Genomic DNA, 16,181 nt, shown 5'->3' on the forward strand with positions numbered 1-16,181 from the left:
ACAACCCCCGTCACTTCGGCGTCCCAGCAGTTCAGAACGCCTCAGTCACGACCTTTCTATCGGCCGCGCCCACGGGGACGTTACCGATCCGAGATGTTCGACGGCAACTCCACAGGTTCGACCCCGCGTTTTCTCGGGATTCTCTTGGCGTCGTGTGGTTGGGTGCCGCGCCCGGGCGCGCGTCACTAGCGCGGGTTCACCGGCGGTGGCATCTCCAGGCCGCAGCGCTGGATCTCGTACTCCGGCTCACGCTGGATGCGATAGCTGTTGAAGGTGAACGCCTGACGCAGGTTGTGCTTGAAGCGGTCGAAGGACCACGGTGCCTCGAACGAGGCGAACCGGTCCTTGGTCTCCGGGCACTGCAGCGCCACCTGGGCCTGACGGACCAGGTCCTCGTCGAGATAACCGGGCAGCACGGGGCGGCGCGGGTATGCCCCGGCCTCGGCGACGACCCACTCGCTCGGCAGGATCTTGTCGTGGCCGATGCGGCCGTCCTCGAGACGCTCGGTGTGCGCGGCGAGCGGGTACGCCAGACCCATCTGGTCGATGACGCGCACATCCAGCGGGGCGTTCATGCTCGTCATGCCGAGGTTGAGGAAGTAGACGGTCACCTGCCGCTCGGCACCCTTCGGCATCACGCCGGGAAGTTGCGCCACGTACCACTCGTCGTAGTTGAACGACGGCAGGATGACGCCGCCGTCCTCGCGGTACTCGTCGATCTTCTCGACCATCGCACTCATGCGCGGGTAGTCGAGGTAATCCTCGGCGGTCACGGGATTCTCGTTGCCCATGTTGGTGACGTAGAAGCGGCGCTCGTCGACGATGCCGCTGCGGCCGATGTCGATTCCCGCGTTCGGCAGCACGTTGGCGTGGGTGGAGACCGCCCACACGACGACGGTGATCCACATGGCGCTCATGGCCACCGCGCCGACCAGCTGGGCCCGCGCGCGCCGGCGGTCGGCGGGGCTGGGTGCGGTCACCGGTGCAGCGGCGTCGTCCACCGGGTCGGAGATCACGGACTCGGAGTCCGTCGACGGCCGGCGACGGAATGCCGCACCGGCGTGGGCGGGAATCGTCACCGGCACGACCATCAAGGGCAACAGGGTGATGAAGACCGGAACGAGCAGCACCCGGCCGTGCATGAAGTCGCCGCCCTGACGCATCCAGTAGACGATCAGCACGATGCCGGCGAGGACCACGACGGTCACGACCGCGGTCGAGGACTGCAGCCGGCGCGACCATCCGGCGAGGCGCGACGACCGGGAGTCCGTCGTCGAGTCGGCCGTTGCCTCAACCGAATCCGCGGTCGCGTCGGCACCCGTGGCATCGGCCCTCTTCGACCGCATGCGGCCGCCGACGACCAGCAGCACCCCGGCCACCGCCGCCAGGACGACCGGCAGCACGAGCACGTACGGGCCGAAGAGATTGGTCAGATAGGCGAAGCCCTGGTCCCACTTGGCACCGCTGGCGTCCTTCGCGACCGCGGGATTGGGAACCAGCAGGGCGTAGTAGCCCATGCGGAAGATCTGGTAGCCGACCGGCAGAGTCCCCGCGACCACGACGACGCCCAGACGCATCCTCCAGCCGAGGGGCGCGAAGAACACCAGCAGCAGGACGAGGCCGCCGAGGATCGCCAGTTCGGGCCGGATCAGCGGCGCCAGACCGGCGGTGAAGGCGAGTACGAGCGTGGCCGCCGCGCTCCTGCGGCTCGTGTGCGCGCCGCGCCGCGCCCAGGCGACGAGCTGGCACCACAGGACGGCCGCCCAGAAGATGCAGAGTCCGTTCTCGAGCCCGCTCGTGGCGAAGTCGCGCGCGGGCGGAATGGCGATGTAGATGACCGCGCCGAACGGCAGCAGCAGGGTCCAGCCGTCGCCGGTGAGCCCGCCGATGCGTGTCCCGAACAGTCGCGCGCTGCCGTACATCGCGATCGGGATCGCGGCGACCGAGCACACCAGCGCCACCCAGAGCGCGACGTACTCGAGTTGACCGTCGGTGATCCACGCCCAGAACCACAGCAGGTAGGTCCAGGCGGTCGAGGTGTTCGCCTCGACCCGCTCCCCGGCGTTGAAGACCGGGCCGTTGCCGGCGAAGAGGTTGCGCAACGTCCGCAGGACGATGAGTCCGTCGTCGGCGATCCACCGGCGCTGCCACGCACCGATCGCGAAGAACGTCGTGACGACGGCGGCCCCGACGACGAAACTGACGGCCGCGACCTTGGTGCGGCCGGTCGTCAGCGCCCGGAATCCGGTTGGCGATCCGTCAATTGACTGCATAGACCGCGACACCCACACACACCAGCCACGCCACGGCGAGCAGCTGCAGGACACGATCGCCGAGCGCGATCTCCTCGGGCTCGCCCGCGGCACCCCCGTCGACGTCGACGGCGTAGCGCAGGATCGCCACGGTGAACGGCACCATCGAGATGGCGTACGCGACGTTGGTGTCGTGGTCGGAGCCCTTGTCGAAGGCCCACAGGCCGTAGAAGATCACGACCGCAGTCGCCGACAGGGTCCACACGAAGCGCAGGTAGGTGGTCGTGTAGTACTCGAGGGCCTTGCGGATCTTGGCGCCCGTGCGTTCGGCGAGCTGGAGTTCGGCGTAGCGCTTACCCGCCGCCATGAAGAGCGACCCGAAGGCCATCACGAGCAGGAACCACTGCGACAGCACGATCTCGGCGGCGACACCACCGGCGATGGCGCGCAGCAGGAAGCCCGACGACACGATGCAGATGTCGATGACGGCCTGGTTCTTCAGGCCGAAGCAGTAGCCGAGCTGGATCACCAGGTAGATGGCGATGACGACGGCCGTCTGCCAGTTGGCGAGGAACGCGATGCCGATCGAGCCGACGAGGAGGACGACGGCGAGGACATAGGCCAGGGTCACCGGGACGACGCCGGCCGCGATCGGCCGGAACCGCTTGGTCGGGTGGTTGCGGTCGGACTCGACGTCCATCGCGTCGTTGACCAGGTAGATGCTCGACGCGGCGAGGCAGAAGGCGACGAAGGCGATACCGGCGGAGCCCAGCACCGAGACGTCGGTGATGTTGCCCGCGGCGAGCGGAGCGGCGAGCACCAGGACGTTCTTGACCCACTGCCGCGGCCGGACGGCCTTGATCAGCCCGGACGTCAGGTTCTTCGGCGGTCCGAGAACCTTCCCGTGCTCGATCGGCTCCTCGCTCATGCACTCTCCCTGTGTCGTGTCACCCGCGCGATGACGGGGGACGCGGCAAGACGCAGCGTCCCGCCGGGGACCGCGGCCGTCAGGCCGAGCCGGGCCAGGACGCGCGCCGCGCGGCGGGCACGTCCGGACTCCTGGTCATTCCGGGTGGGTTCGAGCAGCACCTTATCGCCCACGATGACCGCCGCTGCGCTCGCGGCACCGATCGCGGCACCCGCGGTGACGTCGGTCGGGTAGTGAACGCCCAGCACCAGTCGGGACAGCAGCATCGGCGGGACCAGCACAGCGGGCAGCACCCTCGGGTCCCAGCCGGCGGCGCGGCCGATGAGGATCGCGGCCGCGGTGGTCGAGGTGGCGTGTGAGGACGGGAAACTCAGTTTGCTCGGCGTCGACACCCCGATGGCGATCGCCGGGTGTGCGGGCCGCGGGCGGCGCACGATCCGCTTGATGATCACCGACGCGGCGTGCGCGCCGAAGGCGCCCACTCCAGCCTCGAGCCAGAGCTGTTGTGCCCGTACGTCACCGCGGCGGCGGGCCAGGGCCCACCCGGCCCCCGAGATCGCGAGCCAACCCAGCGCGTGCTCACCGATGTGCGACAGCCCGCGCGCGGCCGGGCGCACGCCCGGGCGGGCGCCGATCCCGGCCTGGATGGCGACCAGCGCCTTCTCCTCGCCGTTCAGGGGACGCGGGGTGTCGTCGGCCGGGACCTTCCCCGTCTCCGCACGGTCCTCCAGGACCGTGTCGCCCCCGCTGCCGATCACCGGACCATCAGATTCCGAAGACACCCGCCCAGCTCTCCTTCGACGTCAGGTCGCGGTGCGCAGACCTGTACTGCTGCTTCATCTCCGGGAACTTGTCCTGCAGTTCCTTCACGAGGGCGAAATGTTCCCGGGCGAGCTCGATCATCTTCTCGCGGTCGCGCTGCCGGTAGACGACGCCGCGGCCGTCGGCGGTGGTGACGGTGACACCGTCGACCCGTCCGAGGGAGAACCATCGCGCCTCGATCGGCGGGAAGTTGGCCTGCGGCACCTCGTGATGCCGGGGATCGGCCGGGCGGACATTGTTCACCACCGCGGCGGTCAGCGCCTTGATCTTGCTGATCGGGTTCAGCGGGATGGAGGTGCCGAGATGCGTTGCCTCGCCCGAGGTCCGCGGCAGCTCGGTCGCCGAGGGGAGGACGACCGCGTCCGGATACTGCTTGCGCATCTGCGCGACCTTCGGCAGCGCGGTGGGCAGCAGACTGCGGATGTGATCGGGTCCGGCGAGGAAGTCCCGGATCGCCTCGTTCTGGATCGCGACCGTCGAATACTCCAGGCAGAGAAGGTGTTTTGCGGTCGCCTTGGTCATCGACCGGACGATCCCCTTGATGGGGCCGTCGTGGTGGATCGAAGCGACGACGAGCCGGTTGCGCAGGTGGAAGTACGCCTGCCAGTCGATCGCGTCGTCCTTGTCGCTCCAGGCCATGTGCCAGATCGCGATACCCGGCACGGTGGCGGTGGGATAACCGGCCTTCGACGCGCGGAGTGCGAACTCCCAGTCGTCCCACTTGATGAACAGGGGCATCGGGAGGCCGATCTGCTCCGCACATTCGCGCGGGATCATGCACATCCACCAACCGTTGCCCTCGACGTCGATTCGCCGGTGCAGATTCTTCGAGTTCTCGCGGTCGCGCAGTGGGTGTTTGGAGAAGTTGTGGTCGTACTCGACGAACGGCGCGGCGGTCCACATGAAGGTGTCGCGCCGGATCACCTCACCCATGCAGTGGAGGTGACTGCGGTCCTGCAGGTTCAGCATCTGACCGCCGACGAGCATGGGCGCCTTGGCGAATCGCGACATGGCCAGCGCCCGCAGGATCGAGTCGGGTTCGATCGCGATGTCGTCGTCCATGTAGAGGACGTAGGGCGAGTCGGTGAGCCGCAGCGCCTCGTACATGATGCGCGCGTATCCGCCGGAGCCGCCGAGGTTGCCCTGGTCGAAGATGTGCAGCCGGTCGCCGAGAGCGGCTGCGGCCTCGGTGTAACCGGGTTCGTCGATGACCTTCTTGGTGCCCTGGTCGGGCATCATCACCGCGTCGATCACCTCGTCGACCATCGGGTCGGAGGTCAACGCGGCCAACGCGTTCACCGCGTCGGTGGGTCGGTTGAAGGTAGGGATGCCCACCGTGACGCGCTTGGTCTCCGCGTCCGGGGTCGGCGCTTCGACGGGCGCGTACCAACCGGCGGAGACGATCTCGGTGTCGGTGTCGGTGGTGACGTCGAACCAGATCCAGCCGCCGTCTTCGAAGGGGCCGAGGTCCAGCTCGAATTCGACTACGCCGCGGCCGGTTTCGTCGGTGTCCACGAGGTCACCGCCGATGCCGATCCGCGACCCGTCGATCTTGGAGCGGTACAGGTCGACGCGGCAGGTGCCGATCACCTCGACGCGGAGCACCACGGAGTCGAGGATGCTCCAGCGGCGCCAGTAGGCCGCGGCGAAGGCGTTGAAGTAGGTCTCGAAGCTCACCTCGGACTCGGCACCGAGGAGCACCGAGGTCCGGCTGGGGGCGTGCGCCCGGCGGTTGTTGCTCTCGGACTCCACGACGTACAGCGACCGGACGTCGAGGGGTTCGCCTGCGCGCGGGAAGATCACCCGCTGCAGAAGCGATTTCGCCTTCGACGGCCCCACTCCGGCGTCGGGGATGTCGGATTGGTTCACGGGAGTCACCGTCATCTATTCGGCTCCTGCGGGGTCGGCCACCAGCGGCGCACCATCACGCAGATGCGGTGCCAGGGTGTTGTCGAACATGGTGAGCGCACTCGCGATCGCCATGTGCATGTCGAGGTACTGATAGGTGCCCAGGCGACCGCCGAACAACACTCCGGCACTTGCGGTCTCGGTGCGGGCGAGGTCACGGTAGGTGGTCAGCATCGCCCGGTCCTCGGGTGTGTTGATCGGGTAGTACGGCTCGTCGTCGTTCTCGGCGAACCGGCTGAACTCCCGCATGATGACCGTCTTGTCGTCGGGGTAGGAGTCCCGCTCGGGATGGAAATGCCGGAACTCGTGGATACGGGTGAACGGGACGTCGGCGTCGTTGTAGTTCATCACCGGTGTGCCCTGGAAGTCGCCGGTGTCGAGCACCTCGGTCTCGAAGTCGAGTGTGCGCCAGCCGAGTCGGCCGGCCGAGTACTCGAAGTAACGGTCCACGGGGCCGGTGTAGACGATCGGGGCGTCGGGACTGTCCGCGCGCAGTTGCTCACGGACGTCGAACCAGTCGGTGGACAGGCGCACCTCGATGCGGTCGTCGGCCGCCATGTTCTCGAGCCACGCGGTGTAACCGTCGACCGGTAGACCCTCGTAGGTGTCGTTGAAGTAGCGGTTGTCGAAGGTGTAGCGGACCGGGAGTCGGGTGATGTTGCCCGCGGGCAGTTCCTTGGGATCGGTCTGCCACTGCTTGGCGGTGTAGTGCTTGATGAACGCCTCGTAGAGCGGGCGGCCGATCAGGCTGATCGCCTTCTCCTCGAGGTTGCGCGCCTCGGCGGTCTCGATCTCGCTGGCCTGCTCGGCGATCAGCTTCCGCGCCTCGTCGGGACTGAAGTAACGGCCGAAGAACTGGCTGACCAGCCCGAGGCCCATCGGGAACTGGTAGGCCTGCCCGTTGTGCAGGGCGAACACCCGGTGCTGATAGCCGGTGAAGTCGGTGAACTGGTTGACGTACTCCCACACCCGCTCGTTGGACGTGTGGAACAGGTGCGCCCCGTACTTGTGGATCTCAATGCCGGTCGTCGGCTCGGCCTCGGAGTACGCGTTGCCACCGAGGTGGTCGCGCCGATCTAGCACGAGGACCCGTTTGCCCAGCTGCGTCGCGGCCCGCTCGGCGACGGTGAGGCCGAAGAATCCGGAGCCGACGACGATCAGGTCATAGCTGCTACTGGTTGCCACGGGTCCTCAGGGTAACGGACCCTCCCTGAGTAATCTCCGAGCCACGTGGCCTGGCACGGAAGCCGGGGGATGTTTCTATGCCCGGGCCTGGGCGGGTGGCCATCGGCTCGGTCTCCTAGTGATGACGTCGTCACCTCTGGGACCAGTTGCGCAACGGTAGGTGCTGGTCGTCTCGGTCTCGCGTACGGCGCGGCATAATGATGCTCTCGACAACGGGTGTTCAACAGCCAGCGCTTTGCTGTCGGTCCAGCTGAGGCGCGCGCGACGATGTCTCACGAGGAGGCAGAGGTGACCGAATTGGCGGACTTCGGGGCTGAGATGGCGCGGATCGCGAACGAGATGCGCAGAGAGAGCGACGACGCCGAGGCAGCGCTTCGATCAATGACCAAGTTCGCGGTCGACGCGGTTCCCGGAGCCGAATACGCGACCGTGACCATGGTCACGGACGGAACGATCGAGACACCGGTGATGGTGGGCCACCTCGGCGGCGAGGCGGACCGGTTGCAACGTGAGCTGGGTGAGGGCCCGTGCCTGCACGCGGCCATCGGCGTCCACACCGTGTGCATCGACGACATGACCGCCGAGACCCGCTGGCCGGCCTTCGCCGCCGCCGCAGCCGAGTTGGGCATCAGGTCGATGGCCTGCTTCTACCTCTACATCGACGGCGGCGACTCGGCCGCACTGAATCTCCACAGCACCCGTCCCCACGCGTTCACTCAGGACGCCCTGCAGGTCGGTGAGCTGTTCGCAGCCCACGCCGCGACCACTTTCGGAGCCGTGCAGGAAAAGCAGCAGCTCCGCGCCGCACTGGGCACACGGGACATCATCGGGCAGGCCAAAGGCATGATCATGGAGCGCTACCGGCTCGACGCCGACGAAGCGTTCGCACTGCTCGCCAGGTTGTCGCAGGACACCAACACCAAACTCGTGGAGGTCGCCACTCAGATCGTCGAAGCGGGACCGGAAGGCGACTGAGCTCTCAGCGGAACGCGTCGCGCTTCGGGAAGCCGAGCGCGGGGATGCCGCCGCGATCCTGGTAGCGCTCGAGCCCCTTGCCGACGAGGACCCGCGGTCCGGTGGCCGGGGTGAAGAACATCATCCCCTTCTCGAAGAGCTGGGTGACGCCCGCGGCATCGGGGGTCAGGGTCGGCACACCGAGCGCCTGGCCCAGCGGTCCGGTGATCCCGCCGAGGTCCGCGAACCGTCCGTTCATCGCCGACGTCGCCATGTCGAGGAACTTCGACGATCCCGGCAGGATCTGTTCGGCGAGCTGGTTGAGGCTGCCGAAGTCGATGCCCCCGCCGCCGGGCGACGCCGGGCCGGTGGGCGGTTTGACGATCCGCGGCGGCGAGGGCTGACCCTGGACCGCGAACCACGACGACTTCAGCTGCAGCTTGGTTCGAGCTTCCTCGCCACTCACCTCCGCGGTCCCGCCGGAGCCGACCGCGCGCACCTTGATCGCGCGTCCGTGTTCGGCGCCCAGGCCGTTGGCCTCGATCACCTCGAAGCTCCGCAGCGCACCGACTCCGAACGCCGATCCGATGCTGCCCGCGCTGACGGTGGCGGTCCAGTTGTGGTTGGGCGAGACCGTGTCGCCCTCGTCGACGACGGCCGGGAAACGTCCGCCGGCCGTGTAGCCGCCGGTCGACGCGGAGAACTCGGTGAAAGCCGGTTGACCGTTCTGCATCAGGATCTGGCCGGCGGTGGCGTCGGCAGCCGCGTTGGTCCGGCGGTCCTCGCCCGAGACACCGCCGTAGACCTGCGAATTCTGGGTGTCGTCGATCTTCTTGCCGCCCGCGATCGCCGCAAGTGCGTAGGTGCGGGCCGCCACGGCCTGCGCCTGCAGCGCCGCCGCGCCGCCGGAGTCGCCCCAGGCGGGCAGGCTCTCGCGCGGGATGACGCCCTTGACGTAGTCGTCGATGTGGATGCGGTTCACCACGCGCCCGCCTTCGAGGCCCATGGCCCCGCGGTAGGCCTTGTTCGATCCGCAGAACTTGAGGAATTCACCGGCCGGGCGGTTGGGCGCCATGCTCAGGGGTTCGACGAAGGTGGCCGGCACCGACCGCACCGCACCGCCGCCGCACCCGCTGCGGATGGTGGCCGTGCCCCCGGACAGGCTGACCGCCTGCCCGGGAGCCACCGTCTGACCACCGACTCGCATGCCGGCGTCCGCGTGCACATTCACCGAGCCCTGACCCGTGAGGGCCACCAGGATCTCGGGCCTGTCCACCTTCCCCGCGGTGGTGCCACCGTAGTAGTGGCGCAGGATCTGCTGTGCCGTCCAGCCCTTACGGGCGTAGCCGTACGCTCCCCATTGCCCCATTCCGCGGCCGTGGCCATGACCGTGCCCGATAAGCGTCACCGTCGACCCGACCGAGAGCTCGACCTGTTCGGCCGATTCCGATGAGCTCGCGACAGCGAGTCCACCGGCCAGCAGTGCGGGCGCCAGCCCCGCCGCGGCCCAGGTCAACGCGCGGTTGCGGGCCCGTCCGGGCCGCACGCCGCTCGCCGTCCATCGCGGCAGAAGCCGTGTAGGTCGGGCTTTGGTCACTGCAGAACACATCCTTCGGTCGCGACGACACCAGCCGCGGGCGGCAGTCTTCTGCACCGCCCGTAACGCCTGTGACTGATGTGACGATTGGGACTTAAGTGACCCTAGTGAACTCAGATGCCGATCTCCAACCCGAGGGGATCACAACCGGATCACGAGTTGCCCGGGCCGCCGTGACCTCTGGCGCGGGGGTCAGGTCCCGGATTCGTGGCCACCTCACCGTCCGGCATCAGCACATCAGTCACACCCGTCACACAGATAACAAGAACATCACGAGTTACCGATGCGCGGCGTGTGTCGCCGCCGTCGTCGATACCTGACGGCGACGATGACCGCCGTACCGAGCACAGTCGACGACTTCGAAGTCCTGGTGGCTTCGACGCCGTCGGCTGCGCTGATGTCGACGGCTGACCGGACCCGACCACACCCCCGGAGCACCAGCGCCGCGGTCCGACCAACCTGCGAGGAGACCTGAGTGCGTTACCCCAGACCGAAACCTTCGATCGCGCTCGCCGCGATCGCCGCCGCGGTCGTCGCCAGCCCGTTCGTGGTGATCGCGAGCCAGTCCGAACCACAGTTGGTGGACAACAGGCAGACGGTCTCCAACACCGAGATCGAGCAGGTCCCGTTACGGGAGCTGCCCGCCGCCATCGTCGACGTGGCGACGTCCGGCCTCGCCGCGGCGGGGGTCGAACTGCCGCCGATCGACCCGGACGCGTTCCCGCTGCCGGATCTGACGGTCCCGCTGCCGAAGGGTCTCGTCCCGGGAGCCGGCGCATCGTCGAGCACCGATCCCTCTGCCCCGTCGGGATCGCCGTCGAGGGAGTCATCGGCAGAATCGTCGCCGTCGGAATCCCCCTCGGCAGAATCGTCGCCGTCGGAAACCGGCTCGGAGACAACCGAACCCGCCGCCACCCCGACGACCGAGGCGCCCAGCAGCAGCGAGCGGGCAGCGCCGTCGACGACGCGGGAACAGCCGACGCCTCGAGGTGACCGGGCACCGGGGGGCCCGACACGATCGAACCCGAGCAGCACCACCCCGGCGAGGCCCACGATGGCCGACGGCCGCGAGGTCGGGGCGGCGGTCACGCACATCGTGCGCGAGGCGCCGATCAAGATGGTGGCGTTCACCTGGGAGCGACCCGTGGACGTCGACCTCAAGCTGCGTGCGAAGAACCCCGACGGCAAGTGGGGACCGTGGACGGTCCTGGAGCAGATCTCCCGCGGACAGGCGCCCAGCGCGAAGAACCCGGTCGGTACCGAACCGGTCTGGGTGGGCGACGCACGTGAGGTGCAGGTCGCCGCGAGCAAGGACGGCCTCGCGATCCCGGCGGCGGAAACCCAGGGCGGTGATCTCGCCCAGCTGGCCGTCGGCACCGCGAGCACGGTGGTGACGGAGTTGGCCACGGTTGCCCTCAATGCGCTGAAGGCGACACTCATCAGCCCCGAGGGCCTGCTCGGCCTCGGCTCGTCGTTGCTCTCGCCGCTGACCGGCGGACCGCAGGTCGTGGCCCGCCAGGCCTGGGGCGCCGACGAGTCCATCCGCTGTTCGCAGCCGGTGTACTCGCCGCAGATGCGCGGTGCGATCGTGCACCACACGGCCGGCAGCAACGACTACACCCCGCAGCAGTCCGCGGAGATCGTCCGGGGCATCTACGCCTATCACGCACGCAGCCTGAACTGGTGCGACATCGGGTACAACGTGCTCATCGACAAGTACGGCCAGATCTTCGAGGGCGCGTTCGGCGGACTCGACCGCAATGTCGAGGGCACTCACACCGGCGGGTTCAACAAGGAGACCCTCGGGGTGTCGATGATCGGCAACCTCGAGGAGGTACCGCCGACCGCGGCGATGGTGTCGGCGACCGGCAAGTTCCTGCGCTGGCGCCTCGGCAAGGCCGGACTCAACCCGGCGGGCACGGCGACGCTGACCTCAGAGGGGTTCGCCGGCACCAAGTTCGCGGCGGGCACGCAGTCGAACCTGCCGGTCATCTCCGGGCACCGCGACTACAACAGCACCAGCTGTCCGGGAGTCCACGGCTACGCGGCGCTCACCGCGATCCGGGCGCTCGCCGGCGGCGCCCCGCCGGCACCCGAACCGACGCCGCCCGCCGATCCCGCAGCCCCGGCACCTCCGCCGGCCGCACCCGGCGCCCCGGCACCGCCGGTCGAACCGGGTGCTCCCGCCCCGGTACCGCCGGCGGCCTGAGCCGGGTCCCGCGATTCGCGGGGACGGATCAGGTTCCGGCGAACCAGCGCTCGAGCACCTTCGCGACGCCGTCGTCGTTGTTGCCCACGGTGACTTCATCGGCGGCGTCGAGTGCGGTCGGATGACCGTGTCCCATCGCGACCCCGTGGCCCGCCCAGGTGAGCATCTCGGCGTCGTTGGGCATGTCGCCGAACGCGATCACCGCATCGACGGGGAGCCCGGTCAGCTCGGCGAGGCGGGCGAGTCCAGACGCCTTGTGCGTGCCCGGTACGGACAGCTCGATGAGTCCGTTGTCGGTGGAGAAGGTCACCTGGGCGAGGTCGCCGACCATCGGCTCCAGACGGCGGGCCATCTCGTCGGAGGCCATGCCGGGCTTGCGAACGAGGAGTTTCACAGCCGGATCGCCGAACACCTCGTCGTCACCGACTTCGACGTGGTCGGGGTTGAGCCATGCGTGTTCGTAGCCGGCGCTCGCGACGAACGGCGCGGTCGCGGCGTCGTGTGCGGAACGGCCCGCCCGCTCGGCCGCGATGCCGCATCCCGGGATCTGCTGGTAGGCGATCTCGCCGAGTTTGACCAGGGCGTCGGGTTCGAGAGTGGCCGACCAGAGCACGTGGTCGTGCTCGGCGTCGTAGATGATGGCGCCGTTGGCGCACACCGCGTACCGGACGTACGCGTCGGTGCCGGCGAACTGGTCGGTGATCTCGGCGATCCAGCGCGGGGGTCGACCGGTGGCCAGCACGAATTCCGTACCGGCGGCGCGGGCGGCGGCGAGGACGGCCCGCGTGCGCGGGGAGACCCGGTTCTCGTCGTCGATGAGGGTTCCGTCCACGTCGCTGGCGATGAGTGTGGGTGGACCGAATGTCATCAGCGTCTGCTTTCTCTCGACCGTGATCTCTCGGCGGCTCGTCTCGCCCGCGCCTCGGCTTTGCGGAGCGCCTCGTCGGCTTCGATCACCGCGGCTTCCTGAGGTGTCGGTGCCGAACCGCCCAGTCGCGACGGAACCCAGAACTCACCCGGCGGGTGCGGACCGTAGGCGTCCTGGACCTCGAGGAGCATCGAGTTCATGGTGTCGCGGAGCCTCAGGGTCTCACGCTCGGGGGACTCACCCGGAGCTGGGGTGAACGGCAGACCGAACCGGACGTGCACCGGCAGTCGGCTCCGGCCGATGTTCCGCAGTCCGCCCTTCGTCCACTGGCGGTGGGCACCCCACACGATCGTCGGGATGATGGGCACCCCGGTCTCGGCGGCCATCCGGGCCGCGCCGCTCTTGAACTCCTTGAGCTCGAAGCTGCGGCTGATCGTCGCCTCCGGATAGACCGCGACGATGTGGCCGTCCCGCAGCCGACCGAGCGCGGCTCGATAGGCCTCGGCGCCGCGCGACCGGTCCACCGGGACGGTCTTGGTGTGGTTGACCAGGAACCGCATGATCGCGATGTCCATCACCTCGGACTTGATGAGGAAACGGGTGCGGCGTCCGGCCCGCTGCACCCCGAGCGCGAGCGGCAGGAAGTCGACGTAGCCGGTGTGGTTGACGCAGAGCACGGCGCCGCCGGAGTCGGGGATGTTCTCGATGCCGGTGAAGTGCAGGTCGAGGGCCTGCGCCCGGACGATCCCGTTGGCGATGAGCTCCAGGATTCGATACACCGGCTCGCGGTGTCCGTGCCTGGCTGCGCTCATGCGTCCAGGTTAACGCCGCCTCACCGGCCGACAGTCGATCAGACGACCCCGGGGTCGTCCTTCCGCGGCTCGCGTTTGGCCGCACGTTCGGCCTGCTCCTGGGCATCCATGCGATTGGCTTCCTCGAGCGTCGGCGCCGAACCGCCGAGCCGGGCGGGGACCCAGAACTCACCCTTCGGGTGCTCGCCGTAGGCATCCTGCAGTTCGAGGAGTTTCGCACTCATGACCTCGTGCAGCTTGGCCGTGAGGGCGTCGGCGCTGCCCGTGGCCTCGAGGGGCTCGCAGACGCCGATGGAGATCTTGTACCCGGTGCGACCCAACTGTTTGGGATGCCCCTTGGTCCACACGCGCTGCGCCCCCCAGATCACCGTGGGGACGATCGGGGCACCGGACTCGATCGCCATGCGGGCGGCACCGGACTTGAAGGCCTTCAGCTCGAAGCTCCGGCTGATCGTCGCCTCGGGGTAGACCCCGACGAGCTCGCCGCGCCGGAGATACTCGACCGCGTTGCGGTAGCTGTCCGCACCCTGCGCGCGGTCGACGGGAATGTGCTTGAGCGAACGCATGATCGGCCCGGAGATCTTGTTGTCGAAGACCTCCTTCTTCGCCATGAAGCGGACCTTGCGACGGCCCTGCAGGTAGGCCGGGATACCCGCGTAGGTGAAGTCCAGGTAGCCGGTGTGGTTGATCGCGACGACGCCGGGGCCGTCGGCCGGTACGTGTTCCACACCCGACACCTTGAACTTCAGACCTTCGGCCAGCCACAACAAGCGGGCGGCGGTGATCACGGTGTCGTACACGGGTTCCATGCGAGAGAGCTTAGCCACTGTCCCCGGCGCCCTCGCCGCCGTCGGCAGCCTGGTCGTCGTGACCGGCCGGTCATCACGACGGGACCCGTGAGACACCTCACGGTGGGCATCCCGCGGGACTCATGGCCCACGCACCAGCCCGGCACGGCTCGATACCCTGGACGTCTGTAGTGCCCCTGCCGCGCAGCCCCGCGCACACCATGAAAGGCCCCTTCGTGCAGATCACCAGCATCGGTCATGCCGGTTTCCACATCCAGACCACCGCCGGATCGATCCTCTGCGACCCCTGGGTCAACCCGACGTACTTCGCCTCCTGGGTGCCCTTCCCGGACAACTCCGAACTCGACTGGAAGACGCTCGGCGACTGCGACTACCTCTACGTCTCGCATCTGCACCGCGACCACTTCGACGAGCGGAACCTGCGCGAGAACGTCAACAAGGACGCCACCGTCCTGCTCCCCGACTACCCGGTGCCGGACCTGCGCCGCGAACTCGAGAAGCTCGGGTTCTCCGAGTTCGTGGAGACCACCGACTCGGTCAAGACGACGGTGACGAACGACAAGGGTTCGCTGGACGTCATGATCATCGCGTTGCGCGCGCCTGCCGACGGCCCGATCGGCGACAGTGGACTCATCGTCTCCGACGGCGAGACGGTCTGCTTCAACATGAACGACGCCCGGCCGATCGACCTGGACGTCGTCGACGAGGCGTTCGGGCACGTCGACGTCCACCTGCTGCAGTACTCCGGGGCGATCTGGTATCCGATGGTCTACGACATCCCGCGGAAATCCAAGGCCAATTTCGCCTCTCAGAAACGTCAGCGCGGAATGGACCGTGCGCGTTCCTATATCGAGCAGGTCGGGGCGACGTGGGTGGTGCCGTCGGCCGGACCGCCGATGTTCCTCGACGAGGACCTGTTCTACCTCAACGACTTCGGGTCCGGCGAGACCGCGGACACCACGTCGATCTTCCCGGACCAGGAGACCTTCCTGGAGCAGATGCGCATCCACGGCACCGACGACGGCGAGAAACACCGCGGCCTGATGATGGTGTCGGGTTCGGTCGCCGACTTCTCGGGACCGACGCTGAACGAGGTCACCCATCCTTACGCGCCCGCCGATGTCTTCGGCGAGAACAAGCGGGCCTACCTCGAGCGGATGAAGGAGAAGTTCGCACCGGTCATCGCCGCGGAGAAGGCCACGTGGGCACCGGCCGAGGGCGAGCCGCTGATCGGCGCCCTCCGCGAGCTGTTCGAGCCGATCATGGCGCAGTCGGATCTGATCTGCGACGGCATCGGCTACCCCGTCGGACTGGTGATGACCCCGGGCGGCGGGCCGGCCAACGACGCCACCGAGACCGTCGTGATCGACTTCCCGAACCGCATCGTGCGCGAGCCCAAGGAGGGAGAGGGCAAGTACCGCTACGGTTTCCGGATCGCCACCGAGCTGGTCCGCACCGTCCTGCGCGACAACGAGCCCGACTGGGTCAACACCATCTTCCTGTCGACGCGGTTCACCACCTGGCGCATCGGCGGTTACAACGAGTTCCTCTACACCTTCTTCAAGTGCCTGACCGACGAACGGATCGCTTACGCCGACGGCTGGTTCGCCGAAGCACACGACGACTCGGCGTCGATCACCAAGGACGGCTGGGAGATCCAGCGGCGCTGCCCGCACCTCAAGGCCGATCTCGGCAAGTTCGGGGTCATCGAGGGCGAGAAGCTGACCTGCAATCTGCACGGATGGCAGTGGGATCTGCCCACGGGACGCTGCCTGACGTCGAAGGGACATGAACTCCGCGCGTCGAAGCTCGACTCGTAACCGTCACACGGAGTGCG

General features: G+C 68.1%; 12 protein-coding genes. 3 read left to right on the top strand and 9 right to left on the bottom strand.

Annotated features, from left to right (window positions below):
- Nucleotides 1-185 precede the first annotated feature (185 nt).
- Genes zomB through glf form a run of 5 tightly spaced genes read right to left on the bottom strand, consistent with a single transcriptional unit; the run spans nucleotide 186 to nucleotide 7,095 of the window.
- A complete protein-coding gene (gene zomB, locus ACFVHY_RS14380) occupies nucleotides 186-2,273 on the bottom strand; it encodes a flagellar motor control protein ZomB (protein ID WP_390272817.1) in 2,088 nt (695 codons plus the stop codon).
- Nucleotides 2,260-3,180 (bottom strand): decaprenyl-phosphate phosphoribosyltransferase, encoded by a 921-nt coding sequence (locus ACFVHY_RS14385; protein WP_058250933.1) that lies wholly within the window; start codon nucleotides 3,178-3,180, stop codon nucleotides 2,260-2,262. The genes zomB and ACFVHY_RS14385 overlap by 14 nt, the downstream gene beginning before the upstream one ends.
- A complete protein-coding gene (locus ACFVHY_RS14390; protein WP_390272819.1) occupies nucleotides 3,177-3,962 on the bottom strand; it encodes a phosphatase PAP2 family protein in 786 nt (261 codons plus the stop codon). Before ACFVHY_RS14390 ends, ACFVHY_RS14385 begins: the two co-directional genes overlap by 4 nt.
- Complete coding sequence (locus ACFVHY_RS14395; RefSeq protein WP_390272822.1) at nucleotides 3,946-5,886, bottom strand: glycosyltransferase; 1,941 nt, start codon at nucleotides 5,884-5,886, stop codon at nucleotides 3,946-3,948. Before ACFVHY_RS14395 ends, ACFVHY_RS14390 begins: the two co-directional genes overlap by 17 nt.
- Complete coding sequence (gene glf / locus ACFVHY_RS14400) at nucleotides 5,887-7,095, bottom strand: UDP-galactopyranose mutase (protein ID WP_205333301.1); 1,209 nt, start codon at nucleotides 7,093-7,095, stop codon at nucleotides 5,887-5,889.
- Between the two features lie 288 nt (nucleotides 7,096-7,383).
- Here glf and ACFVHY_RS14405 point away from each other — a divergent pair, with 288 nt between their 5' ends.
- A complete protein-coding gene (locus ACFVHY_RS14405; protein WP_390272824.1) occupies nucleotides 7,384-8,070 on the top strand; it encodes a GAF and ANTAR domain-containing protein in 687 nt (228 codons plus the stop codon).
- Nucleotides 8,071-8,074: 4 nt separating this feature from the next.
- Here ACFVHY_RS14405 and ACFVHY_RS14410 read toward each other — a convergent pair whose 3' ends face one another.
- Nucleotides 8,075-9,658, bottom strand: a complete 1,584-nt coding sequence (locus ACFVHY_RS14410) for a SpoIID/LytB domain-containing protein (protein WP_390272827.1) — start codon at nucleotides 9,656-9,658, stop codon at nucleotides 8,075-8,077.
- 463 nt (nucleotides 9,659-10,121) lie between these two features.
- Between ACFVHY_RS14410 and ACFVHY_RS14415 the strand changes: the two genes are divergently transcribed.
- Nucleotides 10,122-11,855, top strand: coding sequence for a peptidoglycan recognition protein (locus ACFVHY_RS14415; protein ID WP_390272829.1), 1,734 nt, complete (start codon nucleotides 10,122-10,124; stop codon nucleotides 11,853-11,855).
- A gap of 28 nt (nucleotides 11,856-11,883) precedes the next feature.
- Here the strand turns inward: ACFVHY_RS14415 and ACFVHY_RS14420 are convergent, their stop codons facing one another.
- The 3 genes from ACFVHY_RS14420 to ACFVHY_RS14430 are packed head-to-tail and all read right to left on the bottom strand — an operon-like array spanning nucleotide 11,884 to nucleotide 14,344.
- Nucleotides 11,884-12,723, bottom strand: a complete 840-nt coding sequence (locus ACFVHY_RS14420; protein ID WP_390272831.1) for an HAD family hydrolase — start codon at nucleotides 12,721-12,723, stop codon at nucleotides 11,884-11,886.
- Nucleotides 12,723-13,535, bottom strand: a complete 813-nt coding sequence (locus ACFVHY_RS14425) for a lysophospholipid acyltransferase family protein (protein ID WP_390272833.1) — start codon at nucleotides 13,533-13,535, stop codon at nucleotides 12,723-12,725. The genes ACFVHY_RS14420 and ACFVHY_RS14425 overlap by 1 nt, the downstream gene beginning before the upstream one ends.
- 38 nt (nucleotides 13,536-13,573) lie before the next feature.
- Complete coding sequence (locus ACFVHY_RS14430) at nucleotides 13,574-14,344, bottom strand: lysophospholipid acyltransferase family protein (protein WP_390272836.1); 771 nt, start codon at nucleotides 14,342-14,344, stop codon at nucleotides 13,574-13,576.
- 215 nt (nucleotides 14,345-14,559) lie between these two features.
- On the opposite strand from ACFVHY_RS14430, the gene ACFVHY_RS14435 reads away from it, so the two are divergent.
- Nucleotides 14,560-16,164 carry a Rieske 2Fe-2S domain-containing protein gene (locus ACFVHY_RS14435; RefSeq protein WP_390272839.1) on the top strand — a complete coding sequence of 535 codons (1,605 nt, stop codon included), beginning with the start codon at nucleotides 14,560-14,562 and terminating at the stop codon, nucleotides 16,162-16,164.
- The last annotated feature ends 17 nt before the right edge of the window (nucleotides 16,165-16,181 follow it).

Source organism: Gordonia sp. NPDC127522 (assembly GCF_042672305.1).
Lineage (GTDB): Bacteria > Actinomycetota > Actinomycetes > Mycobacteriales > Mycobacteriaceae > Gordonia > Gordonia hongkongensis.

Bases quoted from the DNA above. Each gene is read 5' to 3' on its own strand.
- ACFVHY_RS14425 (WP_390272833.1), bottom strand. From the start codon at position 13,535: ATGAGCGCAGCCAGGCACGGACACCGCGAGCCGGTGTATCGAATCCTG.
- ACFVHY_RS14395 (WP_390272822.1), bottom strand. From the start codon at position 5,886: ATGACGGTGACTCCCGTGAACCAATCCGACATCCCCGACGCCGGAGTG.
- ACFVHY_RS14385 (WP_058250933.1), bottom strand. From the start codon at position 3,180: ATGAGCGAGGAGCCGATCGAGCACGGGAAGGTTCTCGGACCGCCGAAG.
- ACFVHY_RS14410 (WP_390272827.1), bottom strand. From the start codon at position 9,658: ATGTGTTCTGCAGTGACCAAAGCCCGACCTACACGGCTTCTGCCGCGA.
- zomB (WP_390272817.1), bottom strand. From the start codon at position 2,273: ATGCAGTCAATTGACGGATCGCCAACCGGATTCCGGGCGCTGACGACC.
- ACFVHY_RS14430 (WP_390272836.1), bottom strand. From the start codon at position 14,344: ATGGAACCCGTGTACGACACCGTGATCACCGCCGCCCGCTTGTTGTGG.
- ACFVHY_RS14420 (WP_390272831.1), bottom strand. From the start codon at position 12,723: ATGACATTCGGTCCACCCACACTCATCGCCAGCGACGTGGACGGAACC.